Raw genomic sequence first — 21,277 nt, forward strand, 5'->3', positions numbered from 1 at the left:
TCCCCCTGGGGGGAAGACGCGCAGCGGCGCAGGGGGGCACAATAAGCCCATGACGCTCACCGAACTCAAGTACATCGTGGCCGTGGCCCGCGAGAAGCACTTCGGCAAAGCGGCCGAGGCCTGCTTCGTCTCGCAGCCCACGCTGTCGGTGGCGATCAAGAAGCTCGAGGAGGAACTCGAGCTCAAGATCTTCGAGCGCAACGCCAGCGAGATCGCGGTCACGCCGCTGGGCGAGGACATCGTGCGCCAGGCCCAGACCGTGCTGGAGCAGGCCGCCGCCATCAAGGAGATCGCCAAGCGTGGCAAGGACCCGCTGGCCGGCCCGCTCAAGCTCGGCGTCATCTACACCATCGGCCCCTACCTGCTGCCCGAGCTGGTGCGCCAGGTGATCGAACGCACGCCGCAGATGCCGCTGGTGCTGCAGGAAAACTTCACCACCAAGCTGCTCGAGCAGCTGCGCCTGGGCGAGATCGACTGCGCCATCCTGGCCGAGCCGTTTCCCGACACCAACCTGGCCATCGCGCCGCTGTACGACGAGCCCTTCATGGCCGCCGTGCCGCACACGCACCCGCTGGCCGCGCAGGGCCACATCACGGCCGACGAGCTCAAGCGCGAGACCATGCTGCTGCTGGGCACGGGCCACTGCTTCCGCGACCACGTGCTGGAGGTCTGCCCCGAGTTCGCGCGTTTCTCCAACGACACCGAGGGCATCCGCAAGAGCTTCGAGGGCTCCTCGCTGGAGACCATCAAGCACATGGTGGCCGCCGGCATGGGCGTGACCCTGGTGCCGCGCCTGTCGGTGCCGCGCTCGGCCCTGGGCGGCCCCCAGGCGGCCCGCGACGACCTGGGCGATTCGCCCTACGTGCGCTACCTGCCGTTCCAGGGCGAGGCGCCCACGCGCCGCGTGGTGCTGGCCTGGCGGCGCAGCTTCACGCGCTACGAGGCCATCGCCGAGCTGCGCAACGCCATCTACGCCTGCGAGCTGCCGGGCGTGAAGAGACTGTCGTGACGACCACCGCCCCCGCTTCGCCGGTGCCCTCGCGCCTGTCGCTCTGGCTCGACCTGATCCGCTGGAACCGCCCCGCCGGCTGGCTGCTGCTGCTGTGGCCCACGCTGTCGGCGCTGTGGGTGGCGGCGGGCGGCTTTCCCGGCTGGCACCTGCTGCTGGTGTTCACGCTGGGCACCGTGCTGATGCGCAGCGCGGGCTGCTGCGTGAACGACGTGGCCGACCGCGACTTCGACCGCCACGTCAAGCGCACCGCGCAGCGGCCCGTCACCTCGGGCCGCGTGTCGGTGAAGGAGGCGCTGGCCGTGGGCGCGGTGCTGGCGCTGATCGCCTTCGGCCTGGTGCTCACCACCAACGCGCTCACCATCGCGCTGTCCTTCGCGGCGCTGGCGATCACCCTGGCCTATCCCTTCGCCAAGCGGGTGGTGTCCATGCCGCAGGCGGTGCTGGGCGTGGCTTTCAGCTTCGGCATTCCGATGGCCTTCGCGGCGGTGCAGGGGGCCGTGCCCCCGCTGGCCTGGGTGCTGCTGCTGGGCAACCTGTTCTGGGTGCTGGCCTACGACACCGAGTACGCCATGGTCGACCGCGACGACGACCTGCGCATCGGCATGAAGACCTCGGCCATCACCCTGGGCCGCGCCGACGTGGCGGCGGTGACGGCCTTCTACCTGCTGCACCTGCTGATCTGGACCCTGGGCCTGTGGCCGCAACTGCGCCCCCTGGCGTGGCTGGCCGCGCTGGCCGTGGCGCTGGCCCAGGTGGCATGGCACTTCACGCTGATCCGCGCGCGCACGCGCGAAGGCTGCTTCGCGGCCTTTCGCGCCAACCACTGGTTGGGCTTCACGCTGTTCGTGGGGGTGGCGGTCGGCCTGGTCTGAGCGCGGCGTGCGTGCGGTCTCCGCTCGCCTTCGCACCAGGTGCCATGGAGGCGAACCCGCTGGCCGACGCCGCCTCGGCGCGGCTTACTTGCCGTCGCAGGTGCCCGGCTGCGCCAGGCTGAGCTTGGCCACATCGGCCTTGCCCTGTTCTTCCGGGATCTGCTCCAGATCGGCGCCGCCCACGAAAGCCCCGAATTTGATGAACTGGCGGACGAAGTAGTTTTTGCCCGCTTCCATGAACACCTCCAGGGCGTTGGGTGAGAACTCCGACTCCGTTTCGATCTTGTGCTTCGTGTTGCCCTCGAGCTGCGTGTAGAAGAACACGTTGGAAGCGCTCTCACCCAGGCAGTTGCCGTTCACCCAAACGTCCTTCTTCAACGCTTGCCCGACGATGCTGTTGCGGTAGACGTAGAGCCCGGATTTGCCCGCGTCGGGGGCGCTGAACTGCTTGGCCTTGTCGGACTCCTCTTTGCTGGCCATGTTGACCGAAGCACATCCACTCAGCACGGCGGCGGCGAGGGCGAGCAAGGTGATTTTGATGTTGGACGTCATGGGTTCGTTTGTTGGAAACAGGTGATAAACGCGGTTTCGGTTCCTCCCGGAAACTCGACCTCCCCCCGGGGCGCGCGGCGCCGCAGGCGCGGGGATCATAGGCGTGCGTGGTCCAACCCGTCCCCCGGTGCGCCTGCTCTGGCTGACACCTAGGTGACGCTCACTTCCCGAACTCGCGCCCCAGTTCCTCGGCGCGCTGCTGCGCCGCTTGCAAGGCTTTCTCGAACGACGCCTTCATCCCCGCCGCCTCCATCGCCGTGAGCGCGGCGTACGTGGTGCCTCCCTTGGAGGTGACGCGCTCGCGCAGCACCTGCGGCGGCTCGCCCGAGCGCTGGGCCAGCGTGGCCGCGCCCACGAAGGTGCCCACGGCCAGTTGCAGCGCGGTGTCGGCCGGCAGGCCCATGCGCGCGCCGGCGTCGCGCATGGCCTCGAGGAAATAGAACACGTAGGCGGGGCCCGAGCCCGAGAGCGCGGTGACGGCGTCGAGGTCGCGCTCGGCCGCCACCCACACCAGCTCGCCCGTGGTGCGTACCACGCGCTCGACCAGGGCGCGGTCGGCGGCCGAGGCACCGTCGCGCGCGAACAAACCCGTCATGCCCAAGCCCACGAGCGCGGGCGTGTTGGGCATGGCGCGCACGATGCGCTGCGTGCCCAGCCAGGCGGCCATGCTGTCGCTGGTGATGCCGGCGGCCACGCTCAGGTGCAGGGCGTTGCCCAGGTGCGGGCCGGCGGCCAGCGCGGCGTCCTTGAAGGTTTGCGGCTTCACGGCCCAGACCACCAGGTCCGACGGCTTGAGCCCTGTGCCCGCCGCGTCGAACAGCGCCGCGCCGGGGAACTGCTGCGCCAGGCGGGCGCGCTGCTCGTCCCAGGGCTCGACGATCTGGAGGGCGCTGGCCGCATGGCCCTGGCGCAGCAGGCCGCCGATGACGGCGCTGGCCATGTTGCCGCCGCCGATGAAGGTGATGAGGGGGGAGGGGGATGCGGGCGTGTTCATGCGCGCGATTGTCGCCGCGCGCCGCGGCCCTAGGCGGCGGTGGTCTGCCGCACGGCGTGCTCCCAGGCCGCCATCTTCTCGGCCGCCCGCGCGCGCGAAATCTGGGGCTCGAAGCGGCGCTCGGCGCGCCACTGCGCGCTGAGCTCGTCCGTGCCCTGGTACACGCCCGCGTGCAGCCCCGCGAGGTAGGCCGCGCCGAGCGCGGTGGTCTCCACCACGGCGGGGCGCACCACAGGAATGCCGAGCAGGTCGGCCTGGATCTGCATCAGCAGGTCGTTCACGCTGGCCCCGCCGTCCACGCGCAGCTCGCTCACCGGCACGCCGCCCGCGGCCACGGCGTCGCGGCTCATGGCCTGCAGCAGGGCCGCGCTCTGGAAGGCGATGCTCTCCAGCGCGGCGCGCGCGATGTGCGCGATGGTGGTGCCGCGCGTGAGGCCGGTGATGGTGCCGCGCGCGTCGGGTTGCCAATACGGCGCGCCCAGCCCGGTGAAGGCCGGCACCACCACCACGCCGTCGGCGTCGGGCACGCTTTCGGCCAGGGCCTGCACCCCGCTGCTGGCTTCGATGGCGCGCAGGCCGTCGCGCAGCCACTGCACCACCGCGCCGCCGATGAACACGCTGCCTTCCAGCGCGTACTGCGCCGGGCCCGGCGCCTGCGCGCAGGACGTGGTGATGAGGCCGTTCTGGCTGGCCTGGAAGCGCTCACCGGTGTGCATGAGCATGAAGCAGCCGGTGCCGTAGGTGTTCTTGGCCATGCCGGCCCGGAAGCAGGCCTGGCCGAACAGCGCGCTCTGCTGGTCGCCGGCCACGCCGCCAATGGGCAGGGCGGCGCCCAGCCAGTCGGCGTGCACCTGGCCGAAGTCGGCGCTGGATGGCAGCGTCTCGGGCAGCAGGGACCGCGGGATGCGCAGCAGGTCCAGCAGCTCGTCGTCCCAGTCGCGTGTGTTCACGTTGAACAGCATGGTGCGCGCGGCGTTGCTGTGGTCCGTGACGTGGCGCGCGCCGCGCGTGAGCTGCCAGATCAGCCAGCTGTCCACGGTGCCGAAGGCCAGCTCGCCGCGCTCGGCCTGTTCGCGCGCGCCGGGCACGTGGTCCAGGATCCACTGCAGCTTGGTGCCCGAGAAGTAGGCGTCGATGCGCAGGCCGGTCTTGCGCTGCACCAGGGCCTCGTGGCCTTGTTCGCGCAGTTCGGCGCAGGCGCCCTCGGCGCGCCGGTCCTGCCAGACGATGGCGTTGTACACCGGCTCGCCGGTGCGGCGGTTCCACACCAGCGTGGTTTCGCGCTGGTTGGTGATGCCGACCGCGCGCACCTCCCCGGCGCGCAGGCCGGCCTTGGCCAGCACCTCGCGCGCGGTCTCCCGCTGGGTGTTCCACAGATCGCGCGGGTCGTGCTCCACCCAGCCGGGCTGCGGGTAGATCTGCGGGAACTCGCGCTGGGCCATGGCCACCACGCGGCCCTGGCGGTCGAAGACGATGCTGCGCGAGCTGGAGGTGCCCTGGTCCAGGGCCAGCAGGTGGGTGGGGTTCATCGGTCGTGTTCCGGGGCTTTCAGGTGGCGAGCGCCGCGCGTTCGCCGGCCACCACGCATTCCACGTGGCTCTGCTCGATCAGCGCGTTAAAGGGCTCGGGCGGCGCTTCGTCGGTGAACAGCGCGTCGAGGTCGTCGAGCCGCGCCAGCTCCACCATGGCGGGCCGGTTGAATTTGCTGTGGTCGGCGGCCAGCCAGACCTGGCGCGACTGCGCCACGATGGCGCGCGCCACCTTCACCTCGCGGTAGTCGAAGTCGCGCAGCGTGCCGTCGGCTTCGATGCCGCTGATGCCGATCAGGCCGATGTCGACCTTGAACTGGTGCATGAAGTCCACCGTGGCCTCGCCCACGATGCCCTGGTCGGCCGCGCGCACCTGTCCGCCGGCGACGATGACCTCGCAGTCGGGGTTGGTGCTCATGAGCGAGGCGATGTGCAGGTTGTTGGTGATCACGCGCAGGCCCCGGTGGCGCTGCAGCTCGCGCGCCACGGCCTCGATGGTGGTGCCAATGTTCATGATCAGCGAGCAGCCGTTGGGCACGCGCGCCGCCACGGCGCGCGCGATGCGCTGCTTGGCGTCGGCCTGCATGGCCTGGCGCTGGCGGTAGGCGATGTTTTCGGTGGTGGAGCCGGGCAGTCGCACGCCGCCATGGAAGCGGGCCAGCAGGCCGGCCTCGGCCAGGCGCTGCACGTCGCGGCGAACGGTCTGCAGGGTGACGCCGAAACGTTCGGCCAAGGCTTCGATGGTCTGGGGGCCGTGCGCGCGGACCTCGTCGAGCAGTTGGGTGTGGCGGGGATTCAGGTTCATGTCGGGGTGGCCGGCGATCGGGTTCCGAACATATCGGAAAACACTGATGGACTTCTAAGGGTATGTACCGAACATAAAAAGAAAAGAAACGAACAAAGATACGCGCAAACGAAAGCGCGACGCCGGACTTATTGCACGCCGCGCCCACCACGCCCATGCAGCTGTCACTGGATCACATCACCAAGACCGTGGGGCCTTCGGTCCACCTGTACCCGCTGAGCCTGGCGCCCGTGCCGGGCGCGGTCACGGTGCTGCTGGGCGCCACGCAGGCGGGCAAGACCAGCCTGATGCGTGTGATGGCCGGGCTGGACACGGCGAGTTCCGGGCGCGTGCTGGTGGACGGCGAGGACGTGACGCGCCGCCCGGTGCGCGAGCGCAACGTGGCCATGGTCTACCAGCAGTTCGTCAACTACCCCTCGATGACGGTGGCGCAGAACATCGCCTCGCCGCTGCGCCTGCGCGGCGAGCGCGACGTGGAGGCCCGCGTGCGCGCGCTGGCCGCGCGGCTGCACATCGAGCCCTTCCTGGACCGCCTGCCGGCCGAGCTGTCGGGCGGGCAGCAGCAGCGCGTGGCGTTGGCGCGCGCCTTGGCCAAGCGGGCGCCGCTGATGCTGCTCGACGAGCCCCTGGTGAACCTGGACTACAAACTGCGCGAGGAACTGCGCGAGGAGCTGTCGGCGCTGTTCGCCGCAGGCGAGGCCACGGTGGTCTACGCCACCACCGAGCCTGGCGAGGCCCTGCTCCTGGGCGGCCACACGGCCGTGATGGACGCGGGCGAGCTGCTGCAGTACGGCCCCACGGCCGAGGTCTTCCACCGGCCGAAGAGCCTGCGCGTGGCGCGCGCCTTCAGCGACCCGCCCATGAACCTGCTGCCCGCGCGGCGCAGCGCCCAGGGCGGCCTGCGCGTGGCCGGCGCGCTGGACTGGCCGCTGGACCTGCCCCTGTCGGCGGGCGATGACTTCGTGCTCGGCGTGCGCGCCGGGGGCCTGCGCGAGCGCGCGCAACCGGGCGACCTGGCCATCGAGGGCCGTGTCGAGCTGGCGGAGATCGCGGGCTCCGACACCTTCGTGCACGTGCACAGCGCCGTGGGCGAACTGGTGGCGCAGCTGGTGGGCGTGCACAAGCTGGACCTGGGCGCGCCCATCCGGCTGTACCTGCACCCCGACCAGCTCTTCGTCTTCGACGCGAGCGGTCCGCTGGTGCGCGCGCCGCTGGCGCGCCAGGGGGCGCACTGATGGCCCTGATCGAACTCGACCTCGCCCACGCCTACGGGCCGGACCCGCGCACTGACGAGGACTACGCCCTGCTGCCGCTGAAGATGGCGTTTCGCGACGGCGGCGCCTACGCGCTGCTGGGTCCCTCGGGCTGCGGCAAGACGACCATGCTCAACATCATCTCGGGGCTGCTTGTGCCTTCGCAGGGCACGGTGCGCTTCGACGGCCGCGACGTCACGCGCGAGTCGCCCCAGCAGCGCAACATCGCGCAGGTGTTCCAGTTCCCCGTCATCTACGACACCATGACCGTGGCGCAGAACCTGGCGTTCCCGCTGCGCAACCGCAAGGTGCCGCAGGCCGAGATCCACCAGCGCGTGGGGCGCATCGCCGAGATGCTGGAACTCAGCGGTCAGCTCGACCACCGCGCCGCCGGGCTGAGCGCCGACCAGAAACAGAAGATCTCGCTCGGGCGCGGCCTGGTGCGCTCGGACGTGTCGGCCGTGCTGTTCGACGAGCCGCTGACCGTGATCGATCCGCACCTGAAGTGGCAGCTGCGGCGCAAGCTCAAGCAGATCCACCACGAACTCAAGCTCACCCTGATCTATGTCACGCACGACCAGGTGGAAGCCCTGACCTTCGCCGACGAGGTGGTGGTGATGTCGCGCGGCCGCGCGGTGCAGAAGGGCACGGCCGCGGACCTGTTCGAGCGCCCCGCGCACACCTTCGTGGGCCACTTCATCGGCTCGCCCGGCATGAACTTCCTGCCCGCGCAGGCGGTGCGCGGCGGCGTGCTGGTGAACGAGCAGCCGCTGGCCTTCCAGGACGGGCGGCGGCTGCCGGAGGGACCGGTCAAGCTGGGCATCCGCCCCGAGTACCTGCGCCTGGGCGAGCCCGGCGACGGCCGCTCGCTGCCGGCCCGTGTGAGCCGCGTGCAGGACATCGGCACCTATTTCCTGCTTAGCTGCGAACTCGGCGAACACACGCTGAAGTGCCGGCTGGGCGCCGAGGCCGCGCCGCCCGCCGTGGGCGACACCGTGCACTTGCGCCTGCTGGACGCGCACACCTGCTTCTACCGCGACGAGCAACTGGTGGAGAACATGGCATGAGCGCCGCACGCCCGCCCGAAGGCGCTCGCACCGCAGTGCGCCGCACGGAGGTTTTCCCATGAGCGCGATCAACAAACCCGTGAACCAGAAGGCCTGGTGGCTGGTGTTGCCGGTCATCCTGTGCGTGGCCTTTTCGGCCGTGCTGCCGCTGATGACGGTGGTGAACTACTCGGTGCAGGACATCATCTCGCCGCAGCGGCGCGTGTTCGTGGGCACCGAGTGGTTCGCCATGGTGATGCGCGACAGCGAGTTGCACCTGGCGCTGTGGCGCCAGATCCAGTTCTCGCTGGCGGTGCTGCTGGTGGAGATTCCGCTGGGCATCGCGCTGGCGCTGTCCATGCCCGCGCAGGGCTGGCGCGCCTCGGTGGTGCTGGTGATCGTGGCGCTGTCGCTGCTGATCCCCTGGAACGTGGTGGGCACCATCTGGCAGATCTTCGGGCGCACCGACATCGGCCTGCTCGGCCACACGCTGGAGCGCCTGGGCTTCGCTTACAGCTACACCGGCGACCCGAGCCACGCCTGGTGGACCGTGCTGGTCATGGACGTGTGGCACTGGACGCCGCTGGTGGCGCTGCTGGCCTACGCGGGCCTGCGCAGCATCCCCGACGCCTACTACCAGGCCGCCCGCATCGACGGCGCCAGCCCCTGGGCGGTGTTCCGCTACATCCAGCTGCCCAAGATGCGCGGCGTGCTCATGATCGCCGTGCTGCTGCGCTTCATGGACAGCTTCATGATCTACACCGAGCCCTTCGTGCTCACCGGCGGCGGCCCGGGCAACGCCACCACCTTCCTGTCTCAGTACCTCACCACCAAGGCGGTCGGCCAGTTCGACCTCGGGCCCGCGGCCGCCTTCTCGCTGATCTACTTCTTCATCATCCTGCTGTTCTGCTTCGTGCTCTACAACTGGATGCAGAGCCTGGGCACGTCGGACAAGGAGCAGGGCCATGCGTGAATCCCGCTTCCGCGCGCGCACGCTGTTCCTGATCGCCTACCTGGTGTTCGCGCTGCTGCCCATCTACTGGATGGTGAACATGAGCTTCAAGACGAACGGGGAGATCCTGTCCTCGTTCACGCTGTGGCCCGAGACCTTCACCTGGGACAACTACCGCACCATCTTCACCGACGCCTCGTGGTACTCGGGCTACATCAACAGCCTGATCTACGTCGGCATCAACACCGTGATCTCGCTCACTGTGGCGCTGCCCGCGGCCTACGCTTTCTCGCGCTACCGCTTCCTGGGCGACAAGCACGTTTTCTTCTGGCTGCTCACCAACCGCATGACGCCACCGGCGGTGTTCCTGCTGCCCTTCTTTCAGCTCTACACCACGCTGGGCCTGATGGACACGCACATCGCCGTGGCGCTGGCGCACCTGCTGTTCAACGTGCCGCTGGCGGTGTGGATCCTCGAAGGCTTCATGAGCGGCATCCCGCGCGAGATCGACGAGACCGCCTACATCGACGGCTACAGCTTCCCGCGCTTCTTCTTCACCATCTTCCTGCCCCTCATCAAGGCCGGCGTGGGCGTGGCCGCGTTCTTCTGCTTCATGTTCAGCTGGGTGGAGCTGCTGCTGGCGCGCACGCTCACCAGCGTGAACGCCAAGCCCATCGTGGCGACGATGACGCGCACGGTCTCGGCCTCGGGCATGGACTGGGCCACGCTGGCGGCGGCCGGCGTGCTGACCATCGTGCCGGGGGCGATCGTCATCTGGTTCGTGCGGCACTACATCGCGAAGGGCTTCGCGATGGGCCGCGTTTGACAAGTCTGTTCCCAACGATTGGAGGACCCCATGTTCGACTGGATGGTCTGGACCCCGCCGGTGGCGATCTTCTTCACCGCCATCGCTCTGCTGCTCTTTGGCATGACGGTGTGGGAGGTTCGCGCGCCCACCATCGAGCGCAAGGGCTTTCTGCCCATGAAGACCACGCGCGGCGACCGGCTCTTCGTGGGCCTGCTCGGCGCCGCCTACGTCAACCTGGCCTTCGTCGGCATGGCCGGCCGCTTCGCCGAATGGTTCCGGCTGGAGCAGGAACCCTCGGCCTGGATCGGTTTCGCCGTCTCGATGCTGTGGCTCGCGCTGGTGATGCGCAAGGGCTGAGCGACGTTTTCAACGACCGGACCGCCGCTTCCCCGGTGCCGTGTCGATCCGCTGGCGGGGAGGCACACCATCAACACCCAAGGAGACAACATGAAACTGCGACACACGGCGCTCGCTGCGCTGATCGCGACCGGCGCCGCGCTGCCCGCCTGGGCGGACGAGGCCGCCGCCAAGCGGTGGATCGACAGCGAGTTCCAGCCGTCGACCCTGAGCAAGGCCCAGCAGGCGGCCGAGCTCAAGTGGTTCATCGACGCCGCCGCCAAGCTCAAGGCCAAGGGCGTCAAGGAAATCTCGGTGGTGTCCGAGACCATCACCACGCACGAGTACGAGTCCAAGACCCTGGCCAAGGCCTTCAGCGAGATCACGGGCATCACCGTCAAGCACGACCTGATCCAGGAAGGCGACGTGGTCGAGAAGCTGCAGACCTCGATGCAATCGGGCAAGTCCATCTACGACGGCTGGATCAGCGACTCCGACCTCATCGGCACCCACTACCGCTACGGCCAGATCCTCAACCTCACCGACTACATGGCCGGTGCGGGCAAGGACTTCACCAACCCGGGCCTCGATCTCAAGGACTTCATCGGCACCAAGTTCACCACCGGCCCCGACGGCAAGCTCTACCAGCTGCCCGACCAGCAGTTCGCCAACCTCTACTGGTTCCGCGCCGACCTGTTCGCGCGCCAGGACCTGAAAGACAAGTTCAAGGCCAAGTACGGCTACGACCTCGGCGTGCCGCTGAACTGGAGCGCCTACGAGGACATCGCCGAGTTCTTCACCAACGACGTGAAGACCATCGACGGCAAGCCCATTTACGGCCACATGGACTACGGCAAGAAGGACCCGTCGCTGGGCTGGCGCTTCACCGACGCCTGGCTCTCCATGGCCGGCACCGCCGACATCGGCACGCCCAACGGACTGCCGATCGATGAATGGGGCATCCGCGTGGCCGCCGACAAGTGCACGCCGGTGGGTGCCTCGGTGGCGCGCGGCGGCGCGACCAACTCCCCGGCGGCCGTCTACGCGCTCACCAAGTACGTGGACTGGATGAAGAAGTACGCGCCCAAGGAAGCCACGGGCATGACCTTTGGCGAGGCCGGCCCGGTGCCCGCCCAGGGCCAGATCGCGCAGCAGATCTTCTGGTACACGGCCTTCACCGCCGACATGACCAAGCCAGGCCTGCCGGTGGTCAATGCCGACGGCACGCCCAAGTGGCGCATGGCCCCCGGCCCCAACGGCCCGTACTGGAAGCAGGGCATGCAGAACGGCTACCAGGACGTGGGCTCCTGGACCTTCTTCAAGAACCACGACGCCAACCGCACCGCAGCGGCCTGGCTGTACGCGCAGTTCATCACCGCCAAGACCACCTCGCTGAAGAAGACCATCGTCGGCCTCACGCCGATCCGCGAGAGCGACATCCAGAGCAAGGCCATGACCGACATGGCGCCCAAGCTCGGGGGGCTGGTGGAGTTCTACCGCTCGCCCGCGCGTGTGGCCTGGAGCCCCACGGGCACCAACGTGCCCGACTACCCCAAGCTCGCGCAGCTGTGGTGGCAGAACGTGGCGCAGGCCGTCACGGGTGAGAAAACGCCGCAGCAGGCCATGGACGGCCTGGCCGACCAGATGGACCAGGTGATGGCCCGCCTGGAGCGCGCCGGCATGGAACGCTGCGCGCCCAAGCTCAATCCCAAGGGCGACCCCAACAAGTGGCTGAGCGACAAGGCCGCGCCCTGGAAGAAGCTGGCGAACGAGAAGCCCAAGGGCGAGACCATCGCCTACGATCAGCTGCTCAACGCCTGGAAAGCGGGCAAGGTCCGCTGACCGATATCCTGCGCCGCGTTGCCCCGGGCGCCTCATGCCCGGGGCCCGTCCGCCCTGTTTCGCATGAACCGAGAACAACGACTCGCCTCCCTCGCCGAGACCGAACGCTTCGACCTGGTGGTCGTGGGCGGTGGTGCCACCGGCCTGGGCGTGGCGCTCGACGCCGCGCTGCGCGGTTTCTCCGTCGCCTTGTTCGAATCGCATGATTTCGCCGGCGGCACGTCTTCGCGCGCCACCAAACTGCTGCACGGTGGCGTGCGCTACCTCGCGCAAGGCAACGTGGCCCTGGTGCGCGAGGCCCTGGCCGAGCGCACCACGGTCATGGCCATCGCGCCCCACCTGGCGCAGCCGCTGCCTTTCGTCATGCCCAGCCACCAGTGGTGGCAGACGCCGTTCTACGGCATCGGGCTCAAGCTGTACGACCTGCTGGCCGGGCGCGCCGGCCTCGGGTCCACCGAGTTCCTCGACCGCGCCCACACCCTGGAGGCCCTGCCGGGCGTGAACCCCCAGGGCCTTAAGGGCGGTGTGCGCTACTGGGACGGCCAGTTCGACGACGCGCGCCTGGCCATCGCGCTGGCGCGCACCGCCGAGGTCGCGGGCGCGTCGGTGTTTAACCATGCCGAGGTGAGCGCCATCGCCGCCGACGGCGACGGCCACGCGCTCACCGTGAAAGACCGCGTGGGCGGCGCCGAACACCGGGTGCGCGCGCGCTGTGTGGTCAACGCCACCGGCGTCTGGGTCGACGCCCTGCGCGAGGCCGCGGGCACGCCCTCGCACATGGTGCGGCCCAGCCAGGGCGTGCACCTGGTGGTCGACCGCGACTTTCTGGGCGGGGAGCACGCGCTGCTGGTGCCCAGGACGCGCGACGGCCGCGTGCTATTCGCCGTGCCCTGGCTGGGCAAACTGATCCTGGGGACCACCGACACGCCGCGCCAGGACCTGGCGCGCGAGCCCGAACCGTTCGCGCAAGAGCTGAGCTTCATCCTCGACGAAGCCTCGCGTGCGCTCAGCCGGCCGGTGCGACGTGCCGACATCCGCAGCGCCTGGGTCGGCCTGCGCCCGCTGGTGGCGCCGCCGAGCGACGGCGGCGCCGGTACCAAGGCGCTGTCGCGCGAGCACACGGTGGTGGTCGACCGCAACGGGCTGGTCACGGTCACCGGTGGCAAATGGACCACCTACCGCGCCATGGCCGAGGACGTCCTGCAGCAGTGCTTCGACGCCGGCCGCCTGCCGCCCCGCGCCGGTGGGCAGAGCGCCAGGCACCGGCTGGTGGGCGCGCCGGTGCGCGCATCGGTGCCGATCCATGCCGCGCCCGGCTGGCACCTGTACGGCACCGAGGCCGAGCGGGTGCGTGGCCTGCCCGGCGCCGACCAGGCGCTGGGCCTGGGCCTGCACGCCGCGATGGTGCGGTTCGCGGTTCGTTGTGAGCATGCGCTCACTGTTGAAGATGTGTTGGCCCGCCGCTGGCGCGCACTCTTCCTGGACGCCATCCAGGCGGCGCGCATGGCGGGCTCGGTGGCCGCCATCCTGCGCGAAGAGGGCATCGCCGATCCGCGCACCGACGACTTCCTGGCGCTCGCCCATCGTTACGCCGCGCCCGGCCTTTGACGCAGTTTTCGATTCATGCCATAATGCACGGCTTCGCTCCCTTTTGGGGGTGATGTATCTTGGCGAAAGCCTTCTGCCCACCGAAGGGTGGCCTCCGCCGCGGCAGCAGCCGCTTGCAGTGGAAGCCCTCCAACGACGGGCCCAAGACTGATCGCTGCTGTCCGTGGTGGACAACAGCATTCAAGTTGGGACTTAAATCAAATGATTCAAACGCAATCTCGACTCGATGTTGCTGACAACACGGGTGCGAAATCCGTGATGTGCATCAAGGTGCTCGGCGGCTCCAAGCGCCGCTACGCCAGCGTGGGCGATGTCATCAAGGTCAGCATCAAGGAAGCAGCGCCTCGCGGCCGCGTCAAAAAGGGCGAGGTCTACAACGCCGTGGTGGTGCGCACCGCCAAGGGCATTCGCCGCCAGGACGGCGCGCTGATCAAGTTCGATGGCAACGCGGCTGTGTTGCTCAACGCCAAGCTGGAGCCCATCGGCACCCGCATCTTCGGCCCGGTGACGCGCGAGCTGCGCACCGAGAAGTTCATGAAGATCGTGTCGCTGGCCCCTGAGGTCCTCTGAGGTAAGCAGCATGAACAAGATTCGCAAAGGTGACCAGGTCATCGTCCTCACGGGGCGCGACAAGGGCAAGCGCGGTACGGTGCTCGAGCGCACCGACGAGCAGCATGTCGTGGTCGAGGGTGTCAACGTCGTCAAGAAGCACGCCAAGCCCAACCCGATGAAGGGTGTGACCGGCGGCATCGTCGAGAAGACCATGCCCATCGATCAGTCCAACGTGGCGATTTTCAACGCGGTGACCGGCAAGGCCGACCGCGTGGGCATCAAGGTTCAGGCCGATGGCAAGCGCGTTCGCGTCTACAAGTCCAGCGGCGAAGAGATCAAGGTGGCATGACCATGGCACGTTTCAAGCAACACTACGCCGAGAAGGTGGCGCCCGAGCTGACCAAGAAGTTCGGCTACAAGTCGCCGATGGAGGTGCCGCGCATCACCAAGATCACGCTCAACATGGGCGTGAGCGAGGCGGTCGCCGACAAGAAGGTGATGGACAACGCCGTGGGCGACCTCACCAAGATCGCTGGCCAGAAGCCCGTCGTGACCAAGGCCAAGAAGGCCATCGCCGGCTTCAAGATCCGTGAGCAACAGGCCATCGGCTGCATGGTCACGCTGCGCGGCGCCCGCATGTACGAATTCCTCGACCGCTTCGTCACCGTGGCCCTGCCCCGCGTGCGCGACTTCCGCGGTATCTCGGGTCGTTCGTTCGATGGCCGTGGCAACTACAACATCGGCGTCAAGGAACAGATCATCTTCCCCGAGATCGAGTACGACAAGGTCGATGCCCTGCGTGGCCTGAACATCAGCATCACGACGACCGCCAAGACCGACGAAGAGTGCAAGGCTCTGCTGGCGGGTTTCCGTTTCCCCTTCAAGAACTGAGGTGGCGTGTGGCTAAACAAGCACTGCTCCAACGTGAACTCAAGCGCGAGAAGCTCGCCGCCAAGTTCGCCAAGAAATACAACGAGCTCAAGGCCATCGCCGGCGACGCCAAGAAGTCGGACGAAGAGCGCGACGCCGCCCGCCTGGCCCTGCAAAAGTTGCCCCGCAACGCGAACCCGACCCGTCAGCGCAACCGCTGCGAGATCACCGGTCGCCCGCGTGGCACCTTCAACCACTTCGGCCTGGCCCGCGCCAAGGTCCGCGAAATGGCTTTTGCCGGTGAAATTCCCGGCATCACCAAAGCCAGCTGGTAAGCCTTAGGAGAACCCCACATGAGCATGAGTGATCCTATCGCCGACATGTTGACCCGTGTCCGCAACGCGCAGATGGTCGAAAAGGCCACCGTGGCGATGCCGGCGTCGAAAGTGAAAGCGGCGATCGCCCAGGTCCTGAAGGACGAGGGCTACATCGAAGACTTCAAGGTGGTCAACGAAGGCGGCAAGAGCGAGCTGGTCATCACCCTGAAGTACTACGCCGGCCGTCCCGTGATCGAGCGCATCGAGCGCGTGAGCCGTCCCGGCCTGCGCGTCTACCGTGGCCGCAACGCCATTCCCCAGGTCCAGAACGGCCTCGGCGTGGCGATCGTGACCACCCCGCGCGGCGTCATGACCGATCGCAAGGCGCGCGCCACCGGTGTCGGTGGTGAAGTGCTGTGCTACGTGGCCTGATGCGGGCATCGAGGAGAGACTGAAATGTCACGTATTGGAAAACTGCCGATCACGGTTCCCACCGGGGTCGAGGTCGTTGTCAAGGACGGCCTGATCAACGTCAAGGGCGCCAACGGGGCCCTGAGCCTGGCCGCCAACGCGCTGGTCAAGATCGACATCAACGCCGGCAAGGTGACCTTCGCGCCGGTCGACGAGTCGCGCGAGGCGAACGCCATGTCGGGCACCATGCGCCAGCTGGTCAACAACATGGTCACTGGTGTCAGCAAAGGCTTCGAGAAGAAGCTCAACCTGGTCGGTGTGGGTTTCAAGGCCCAGGCCCAGGGCGCCAAGCTCAACCTCACGGTGGGCTTCTCGCACCCGGTGATCATGGACATGCCTGCCGGCATCAAGGTGGAAACGCCCGCGCCCACGGAAATCGTGATCAAGGGTGCCGACCGCCAGCGCGTCGGCCAAATCGCGTCGGAAGTGCGCGCCGTGCGTCCGCCCGAGCCCTACAAGGGCAAGGGCATCCGCTATGCGGATGAGAAGGTCGTGATCAAGGAAACCAAGAAAAAATAAGGAGTCCGATCATGCTGACCAAGAAAGAACAACGCCTGCGCCGCGCGCGCCAGACCCGCATTCGCATCGCCCAGCAAGGCGCGGTGCGCCTGACGGTGAACCGCACCAACCTGCACATCTACGCCAACGTCGTGTCCGCCGACGGCTCGCGCATCCTCGCCTCGGCTTCCACGGCCGAGAAGGAAGTGCGCGCCCAACTGGGCGCCTCGGGCAAGGGTGGCAATGCCGCCGCTGCCGCCGTCATCGGCAAGCGCATCGCCGAGAAGGCGAAGGCCGCCGGCATCGAGAAAGTGGCGTTCGACCGCTCGGGCTTTGCCTACCACGGCCGCGTCAAGGCCCTTGCAGACGCCGCCCGCGAGGCCGGCCTGCAGTTCTGATGAAACGGGATCAACGACATGGCTAAGTTTCAGGCAAACATCAAGAACGAAGCGAACGAGGACGGTCTGCGCGAAAAGATGATCGCGATCAACCGCGTGACCAAGGTGGTCAAGGGCGGTCGCATCCTCGGTTTCGCAGCGCTCACCGTCGTCGGCGACGGCGATGGCCGCGTGGGCATGGGCAAGGGCAAGGCGCGTGAAGTGCCGGTGGCCGTGCAGAAGGCCATGGAGCAGGCACGCCGCAACATGATCAAGGTGTCGCTCAAGGATGGCTCCCTGCACCATGCGGTGCACGGCGAACACGGCGCCTCGAACGTGATGATGCTGCCGGCCGTCAAGGGTACCGGCATCATCGCCGGCGGTCCGATGCGCGCCGTCTTCGAAGTGCTGGGCGTGACCGACGTCGTGGCCAAGAGCCACGGTTCGAGCAACCCCTACAACCTGGTGCGCGCCACGCTGGACGCGCTCGAGAAGTCCACCACCCCGGCCGAGGTCGCCGCCAAGCGCGGCAAGACGGTCGAGGAAATTCTGGGCTGAGAGGAATCCCGATGAGCACTCCCAACACCCTGAAGGTCCAGCTCGTGCGCAGCCCCATCGGCTGCAAGCAGAGCCACCGCGACACCGTGCGCGGCCTGGGCCTGCGCAAGCTCAACAGCATCAGCGAACTGCAGGACACCCCGGCCGTGCGCGGCATGATCAACAAGATCAGCTACCTGGTCAAAGTCCTCTGATCGGAGACGACGACATGGAACTCAACAACATCAAGCCAGCCGAAGGCGCCAAGCACGTGAAGCGTCGCGTGGGCCGCGGCATCGGTTCGGGCCTGGGCAAGACCGCGGGTCGCGGCCACAAAGGCCAGAAATCGCGGGCCGGTGGCTACCACAAGGTGGGCTTCGAAGGCGGCCAGATGCCGATGCAGCGCCGTCTGCCCAAGCGTGGCTTCAAGTCCGCGCTGCTGCAGTTCAACGCCGAAGTGACCCTGGGCCAGCTCAACGCGATCGAGGCCGCCGAGATCGACGTTCTGGTGCTCAAGCAGCTCGGCCTCGTGCCCCAGCTCGCCAAGCGCGTGAAGGTCATCAAGTCCGGTGAGATCACGCGCGCCGTGACGCTCAAGGACGTGCTGCCGACCGCTGGCGCCAAGGCCGCGATCGAAGCCGCCGGCGGCAAAGTCGCCGCGGCCGCCTGAACACGCCCGTTCGAAAGGACCTCGTGGCAACCGCTTCCCCGTCCCTGGCCAAGACCGGCAAGTACGGCGACCTGCGTCGCCGGCTGGTCTTCCTGCTGCTGGCGCTGGTGGTGTACCGCATCGGCGCGCACATTCCTGTGCCGGGCATCAATCCGGAGCAGCTCCAACAGCTCTTCCAAGGGCAGCAGGGCGGCATCCTGAGCCTGTTCAATATGTTCTCGGGCGGCGCGCTTTCGCGTTTCACCGTGTTCGCGTTGGGCATCATGCCGTACATCTCGGCCTCCATCATCATGCAGCTCATGACGTACGTGATCCCCACGTTCGAGCAGCTGAAGAAGGAGGGCGAAGCGGGCCGCCGCAAGATCACCCAGTACACGCGCTACGGCACGTTGGCGCTGGCGATCTTCCAGGCCATGGGCATCGCGCTGGCGTTGGAAGGCCAGGCGGGTCTCGTGATCGATCCGGGCATGGGCTTTCGCCTCACGGCGGTGGTGAGCCTGGTGGCGGGCACGATGTTTCTGATGTGGCTCGGCGAGCAGATCACCGAGCGCGGCCTGGGCAACGGCATTTCGCTGCTGATCTTCGCTGGTATCGCGGCGGGTCTGCCCAATGCGGTCGGCGGTCTGCTCGAGCTCGTGCGCACGGGTGCCATGAATGTGCTGGTGGCGCTGTTCATCATCGCGCTGGTGATCCTGGTCACCTATTTCGTGGTGTTCGTGGAACGTGGCCAGCGCAAGATCCTGGTGAACTACGCGCGCCGTCAGGTGGGCAACAAGGTGTACGGCGGTCAGTCGTCGCACCTGCCGCTCAAGCTGAACATGGCTGGCGTGATCCCGCCGATCTTCGCCTCGTCCATCATCCTGCTGCCCACCACGGTGGTGAGCTGGCTGAGCACGGGTGACTCGACCCGCTGGCTGCGCGACCTGGCTTCGGCCCTGTCGCCCGGGCAGCCGATCTACGTGGCGCTGTACGCGGCGGCCATCATCTTTTTCTGCTTCTTCTACACCGCCCTGGTCTTCAACAGCCGGGAAACCGCGGACAACCTGAAGAAGAGTGGCGCCTTCATCCCCGGTATTCGTCCGGGCGACCAGACGGCCCGCCACATCGACAAGATCCTGCTTCGGCTGACGTTTGCCGGTGCGATCTATATCACCGCGGTGTGCCTGCTGCCCGAGTTTCTGATCCTGGAATACAACGTGCCCTTCTACTTCGGTGGCACGTCCCTCCTGATCATCGTGGTCGTGACCATGGATTTCATGGCCCAGGTGCAAAACTACATGATGTCGCAGCAGTACGAATCGCTGCTCAAGAAAGCGAATTTCAAGACTTCCCTCGGCAACTGAACCATGGCCAAGGACGACGTGATCGAAATGCAGGGTGAGGTGGTTGAAAACCTCCCCAATGCGACTTTCCGCGTCAAGCTCGAAAACGGGCACGTGGTCCTCGGCCACATCTCCGGCAAGATGCGCATGCACTACATCCGCATCCTGCCTGGCGACAAGGTCAAAGTGGAGCTCACGCCCTACGACCTGACCCGTGCCCGCATCGTGTTCCGCGCCAAGTGAAGCGCCTGTACTGAACGTTTACCGGATTTCTAGGAGAAGAAAATGAGAGTTTCGGCTTCGGTCAAGAAGATGTGCCGCAACTGCAAGATCATCAAACGCCACGGCGTCGTGCGTGTGATCTGCACCGATCCCCGCCACAAGCAGCGTCAAGGCTGATCGATTCGTCAAGAGGATTCACATGGCTCGTATTGCAGGCATCAACATTCCGCCGCACAAGCACGCCGAGATCGGCCTGACGGCGATCTTCGGTATCGGCCGCACCCGCGCTCGCCAGATCTGCGACGCGTGCGGTATCGCGTACAGCAAGAAGATCAAGGACCTCTCCGACGCGGAGCTCGAGAAGGTGCGTGACCAGGTGGGCACGTTCACCATCGAGGGTGACCTGCGCCGCGAGACCACGATGAACATCAAGCGCCTGATGGACATCGGCTGCTACCGTGGCTTCCGCCATCGCCGCGGCCTGCCGATGCGTGGTCAGCGCACCAAGACCAACGCACGCACGCGCAAGGGTCCGCGCAAGGCCGCCCAGTCGCTGAAGAAGTAATCGGTTCGAAGGAAAACCATGGCCAAGTCCCCCTCCAGCAGCGCCGCCGCCCGCGTTCGCAAGAAAGTCCGCAAGAACATCGCGGACGGCATTGCGCACGTGCACGCGTCGTTCAACAACACCATCATCACCATCACCGACCGCCAGGGCAACGCGCTGTCGTGGGCGTCGTCGGGTGGCCAGGGCTTCAAGGGTTCGCGCAAGTCGACCCCCTTCGCGGCCCAGGTGGCCTCCGAAGTGGCCGGCCGCGCCGCGATGGAACAGGGCATCAAGAACCTCGACGTCGAGATCAAGGGTCCCGGCCCGGGTCGCGAGTCGTCGGTGCGTGCGCTGGGTGCCCTGGGCATCCGCATCACCTCGATTTCCGACGTGACGCCCGTGCCCCACAACGGCTGCCGCCCCCAGAAGCGCCGCCGCATCTGAGCCCGTCTTTACCTGGCGTTTGGCTTCGCGCTAGAATGCCAGGTTCTCCGAGCGCCACCGCAGTCATGCTGCGGTGGCATTTTTGCTAAGCCCACCGCCCCCGCCATCGCGGGATGGCTCCCGCAATCACAGTCCCTGTGGGTTGCGGCAGACGACAAAAGGAAACCAACGTGGCACGTTACCTCGGCCCCAAGGCCAAACTGTCCCGTCGCGAAGCCAGCGACCTGCTGCTCAAGAGCGCGCGCCGCTCGATCAGCGACAAGGCCAAGTTCGACTCCAAGCCCGGCCAGCACGGCCGCACCTCGGGCCAGCGCACCTCCGACTTCGGCGTGCAGCTGCGCGAGAAGCAGAAGGTCAAGCGCACCTACGGCGTGCTCGAACGCCAGTTCCGCCGCTACTTCGCCGAGGCCGATCGCCGCCGCGGCAACACCGGCGCCAACCTGCTGTTCCTGCTCGAGTCGCGCCTGGACAACGTCGTGTTCCGCATGGGCTTCGCCTCCACCCGCGCCGAAGCGCGCCAGATCGTGTCGCACAAGGCCATCACGGTGAACGGCCAGTCGGTCAACATCCCGTCCTTCCTGGTCAAGGCCGGTGACGTGGTCGCTGTGCGCGAGAAGTCCAAGAAGCAGGCCCGCGTGATCGAGGCGCTGGAACTGGCCAAGCAGATCGGCTTCCCCGGCTGGGTCGAAGTGTCGGTCGACAAGGTCGAAGGCGTCTTCAAGAAGACCCCTGACCGCGATGAATTCGGCTCGGACATCAACGAGTCGCTCATCGTCGAACTGTATTCGCGTTAATCCCGTCCCCGGCCGGGCGCGGCATCCGCTGCGTCGCCGGGCCATTCCAT

General features: G+C 67.3%; 29 protein-coding genes. 25 read left to right on the forward strand and 4 right to left on the reverse strand.

What is annotated here, in order from left to right:
- The first annotated feature begins 49 nt into the window (after positions 1 to 49).
- Positions 50 to 1,009, forward strand: coding sequence for a hydrogen peroxide-inducible genes activator (locus BHU06_RS12500; RefSeq protein ID WP_070399504.1), 960 nt, complete (start codon positions 50 to 52; stop codon positions 1,007 to 1,009).
- Complete coding sequence (ubiA, locus tag BHU06_RS12505; protein ID WP_070399505.1) at positions 1,006 to 1,884, forward strand: 4-hydroxybenzoate octaprenyltransferase; 879 nt, start codon at positions 1,006 to 1,008, stop codon at positions 1,882 to 1,884. The genes BHU06_RS12500 and ubiA overlap by 4 nt, the downstream gene beginning before the upstream one ends.
- Before the next feature lie 84 nt (positions 1,885 to 1,968).
- Here ubiA and BHU06_RS12510 read toward each other — a convergent pair whose 3' ends face one another.
- The 4 genes from BHU06_RS12510 to BHU06_RS12525 all read right to left on the reverse strand — a co-directional run bounded on the left by BHU06_RS12510 (position 1,969) and on the right by BHU06_RS12525 (position 5,764).
- Positions 1,969 to 2,436, reverse strand: coding sequence for a DUF2846 domain-containing protein (locus tag BHU06_RS12510; RefSeq protein ID WP_070399506.1), 468 nt, complete (start codon positions 2,434 to 2,436; stop codon positions 1,969 to 1,971).
- A 160-nt stretch (positions 2,437 to 2,596) separates the two neighbouring features.
- Entirely contained in the window at positions 2,597 to 3,430 is an 834-nt protein-coding gene (gene proC, locus BHU06_RS12515; protein ID WP_070399507.1) for a pyrroline-5-carboxylate reductase, read from the reverse strand.
- Between the two features lie 29 nt (positions 3,431 to 3,459).
- Complete coding sequence (gene glpK, locus BHU06_RS12520; protein ID WP_070399508.1) at positions 3,460 to 4,959, reverse strand: glycerol kinase GlpK; 1,500 nt, start codon at positions 4,957 to 4,959, stop codon at positions 3,460 to 3,462.
- Positions 4,960 to 4,978: 19 nt separating this feature from the next.
- Complete coding sequence (locus BHU06_RS12525; RefSeq protein WP_070399509.1) at positions 4,979 to 5,764, reverse strand: DeoR/GlpR family DNA-binding transcription regulator; 786 nt, start codon at positions 5,762 to 5,764, stop codon at positions 4,979 to 4,981.
- Between the two features lie 155 nt (positions 5,765 to 5,919).
- On the opposite strand from BHU06_RS12525, the gene BHU06_RS12530 reads away from it, so the two are divergent.
- The 23 genes from BHU06_RS12530 to rpsD all read left to right on the forward strand — a co-directional run bounded on the left by BHU06_RS12530 (position 5,920) and on the right by rpsD (position 21,227).
- Complete coding sequence (locus tag BHU06_RS12530; protein WP_070399562.1) at positions 5,920 to 6,999, forward strand: ABC transporter ATP-binding protein; 1,080 nt, start codon at positions 5,920 to 5,922, stop codon at positions 6,997 to 6,999.
- Positions 6,999 to 8,084 (forward strand): ABC transporter ATP-binding protein, encoded by a 1,086-nt coding sequence (locus tag BHU06_RS12535; protein ID WP_070399510.1) that lies wholly within the window; start codon positions 6,999 to 7,001, stop codon positions 8,082 to 8,084. The genes BHU06_RS12530 and BHU06_RS12535 overlap by 1 nt, the downstream gene beginning before the upstream one ends.
- Before the next feature lie 58 nt (positions 8,085 to 8,142).
- A complete protein-coding gene (locus BHU06_RS12540) occupies positions 8,143 to 9,036 on the forward strand; it encodes a carbohydrate ABC transporter permease (protein ID WP_070399511.1) in 894 nt (297 codons plus the stop codon).
- Complete coding sequence (locus BHU06_RS12545; RefSeq protein ID WP_070399512.1) at positions 9,029 to 9,841, forward strand: carbohydrate ABC transporter permease; 813 nt, start codon at positions 9,029 to 9,031, stop codon at positions 9,839 to 9,841. The genes BHU06_RS12540 and BHU06_RS12545 overlap by 8 nt, the downstream gene beginning before the upstream one ends.
- A 30-nt stretch (positions 9,842 to 9,871) precedes the next feature.
- The gene (locus BHU06_RS12550) at positions 9,872 to 10,180 is read left to right on the forward strand and encodes a DUF2160 domain-containing protein (protein WP_070399513.1); all 309 of its coding nucleotides are present in this window, start codon (positions 9,872 to 9,874) and stop codon (positions 10,178 to 10,180) included.
- A gap of 90 nt (positions 10,181 to 10,270) precedes the next feature.
- Positions 10,271 to 12,001, forward strand: a complete 1,731-nt coding sequence (locus tag BHU06_RS12555; protein ID WP_070399514.1) for an ABC transporter substrate-binding protein — start codon at positions 10,271 to 10,273, stop codon at positions 11,999 to 12,001.
- Positions 12,002 to 12,064: 63 nt separating this feature from the next.
- Positions 12,065 to 13,609 carry a glycerol-3-phosphate dehydrogenase/oxidase gene (locus tag BHU06_RS12560; protein WP_070399515.1) on the forward strand — a complete coding sequence of 515 codons (1,545 nt, stop codon included), beginning with the start codon at positions 12,065 to 12,067 and terminating at the stop codon, positions 13,607 to 13,609.
- Between the two features lie 201 nt (positions 13,610 to 13,810).
- Positions 13,811 to 14,179, forward strand: coding sequence for a 50S ribosomal protein L14 (rplN, locus tag BHU06_RS12565; RefSeq protein ID WP_009514936.1), 369 nt, complete (start codon positions 13,811 to 13,813; stop codon positions 14,177 to 14,179).
- 10 nt (positions 14,180 to 14,189) lie between these two features.
- A complete protein-coding gene (rplX, locus tag BHU06_RS12570; RefSeq protein WP_070399516.1) occupies positions 14,190 to 14,510 on the forward strand; it encodes a 50S ribosomal protein L24 in 321 nt (106 codons plus the stop codon).
- A gap of 2 nt (positions 14,511 to 14,512) precedes the next feature.
- Positions 14,513 to 15,052 (forward strand): 50S ribosomal protein L5, encoded by a 540-nt coding sequence (gene rplE / locus BHU06_RS12575; protein ID WP_070399563.1) that lies wholly within the window; start codon positions 14,513 to 14,515, stop codon positions 15,050 to 15,052.
- Between the two features lie 8 nt (positions 15,053 to 15,060).
- Positions 15,061 to 15,366: a 30S ribosomal protein S14 gene (gene rpsN, locus BHU06_RS12580; protein WP_070399517.1), complete on the forward strand. Its 306-nt coding sequence runs from the start codon at positions 15,061 to 15,063 to the stop codon at positions 15,364 to 15,366.
- An 18-nt stretch (positions 15,367 to 15,384) separates the two neighbouring features.
- Entirely contained in the window at positions 15,385 to 15,780 is a 396-nt protein-coding gene (rpsH, locus tag BHU06_RS12585; RefSeq protein WP_070399518.1) for a 30S ribosomal protein S8, read from the forward strand.
- Between the two features lie 24 nt (positions 15,781 to 15,804).
- Positions 15,805 to 16,338, forward strand: a complete 534-nt coding sequence (gene rplF, locus BHU06_RS12590; protein ID WP_070399519.1) for a 50S ribosomal protein L6 — start codon at positions 15,805 to 15,807, stop codon at positions 16,336 to 16,338.
- Between the two features lie 11 nt (positions 16,339 to 16,349).
- Positions 16,350 to 16,715 carry a 50S ribosomal protein L18 gene (gene rplR / locus BHU06_RS12595; protein ID WP_070399520.1) on the forward strand — a complete coding sequence of 122 codons (366 nt, stop codon included), beginning with the start codon at positions 16,350 to 16,352 and terminating at the stop codon, positions 16,713 to 16,715.
- An 18-nt stretch (positions 16,716 to 16,733) separates the two neighbouring features.
- Positions 16,734 to 17,252, forward strand: a complete 519-nt coding sequence (gene rpsE, locus BHU06_RS12600) for a 30S ribosomal protein S5 (protein WP_070399521.1) — start codon at positions 16,734 to 16,736, stop codon at positions 17,250 to 17,252.
- A gap of 11 nt (positions 17,253 to 17,263) precedes the next feature.
- Positions 17,264 to 17,446: a 50S ribosomal protein L30 gene (gene rpmD, locus BHU06_RS12605; RefSeq protein WP_070399522.1), complete on the forward strand. Its 183-nt coding sequence runs from the start codon at positions 17,264 to 17,266 to the stop codon at positions 17,444 to 17,446.
- 14 nt (positions 17,447 to 17,460) lie between these two features.
- A complete protein-coding gene (rplO, locus tag BHU06_RS12610; RefSeq protein WP_070399523.1) occupies positions 17,461 to 17,901 on the forward strand; it encodes a 50S ribosomal protein L15 in 441 nt (146 codons plus the stop codon).
- A 23-nt stretch (positions 17,902 to 17,924) separates the two neighbouring features.
- Positions 17,925 to 19,244, forward strand: coding sequence for a preprotein translocase subunit SecY (gene secY, locus BHU06_RS12615; RefSeq protein WP_070399524.1), 1,320 nt, complete (start codon positions 17,925 to 17,927; stop codon positions 19,242 to 19,244).
- Between the two features lie 3 nt (positions 19,245 to 19,247).
- The gene (gene infA, locus BHU06_RS12620) at positions 19,248 to 19,466 is read left to right on the forward strand and encodes a translation initiation factor IF-1 (protein WP_009514918.1); all 219 of its coding nucleotides are present in this window, start codon (positions 19,248 to 19,250) and stop codon (positions 19,464 to 19,466) included.
- Between the two features lie 42 nt (positions 19,467 to 19,508).
- Positions 19,509 to 19,622, forward strand: coding sequence for a 50S ribosomal protein L36 (rpmJ, locus tag BHU06_RS12625; RefSeq protein WP_009514917.1), 114 nt, complete (start codon positions 19,509 to 19,511; stop codon positions 19,620 to 19,622).
- A 22-nt stretch (positions 19,623 to 19,644) separates the two neighbouring features.
- Positions 19,645 to 20,010, forward strand: coding sequence for a 30S ribosomal protein S13 (gene rpsM, locus BHU06_RS12630; RefSeq protein WP_009514915.1), 366 nt, complete (start codon positions 19,645 to 19,647; stop codon positions 20,008 to 20,010).
- Between the two features lie 18 nt (positions 20,011 to 20,028).
- A complete protein-coding gene (gene rpsK / locus BHU06_RS12635) occupies positions 20,029 to 20,433 on the forward strand; it encodes a 30S ribosomal protein S11 (protein WP_009514913.1) in 405 nt (134 codons plus the stop codon).
- Positions 20,434 to 20,603: 170 nt separating this feature from the next.
- Complete coding sequence (rpsD, locus tag BHU06_RS12640) at positions 20,604 to 21,227, forward strand: 30S ribosomal protein S4 (RefSeq protein ID WP_070399525.1); 624 nt, start codon at positions 20,604 to 20,606, stop codon at positions 21,225 to 21,227.
- Positions 21,228 to 21,277 lie beyond the last annotated feature (50 nt).

The sequence above is a fragment of the Hydrogenophaga sp. PML113 genome, from assembly GCF_001777155.1.
Classification (GTDB): domain Bacteria; phylum Pseudomonadota; class Gammaproteobacteria; order Burkholderiales; family Burkholderiaceae_C; genus Hydrogenophaga; species Hydrogenophaga borbori.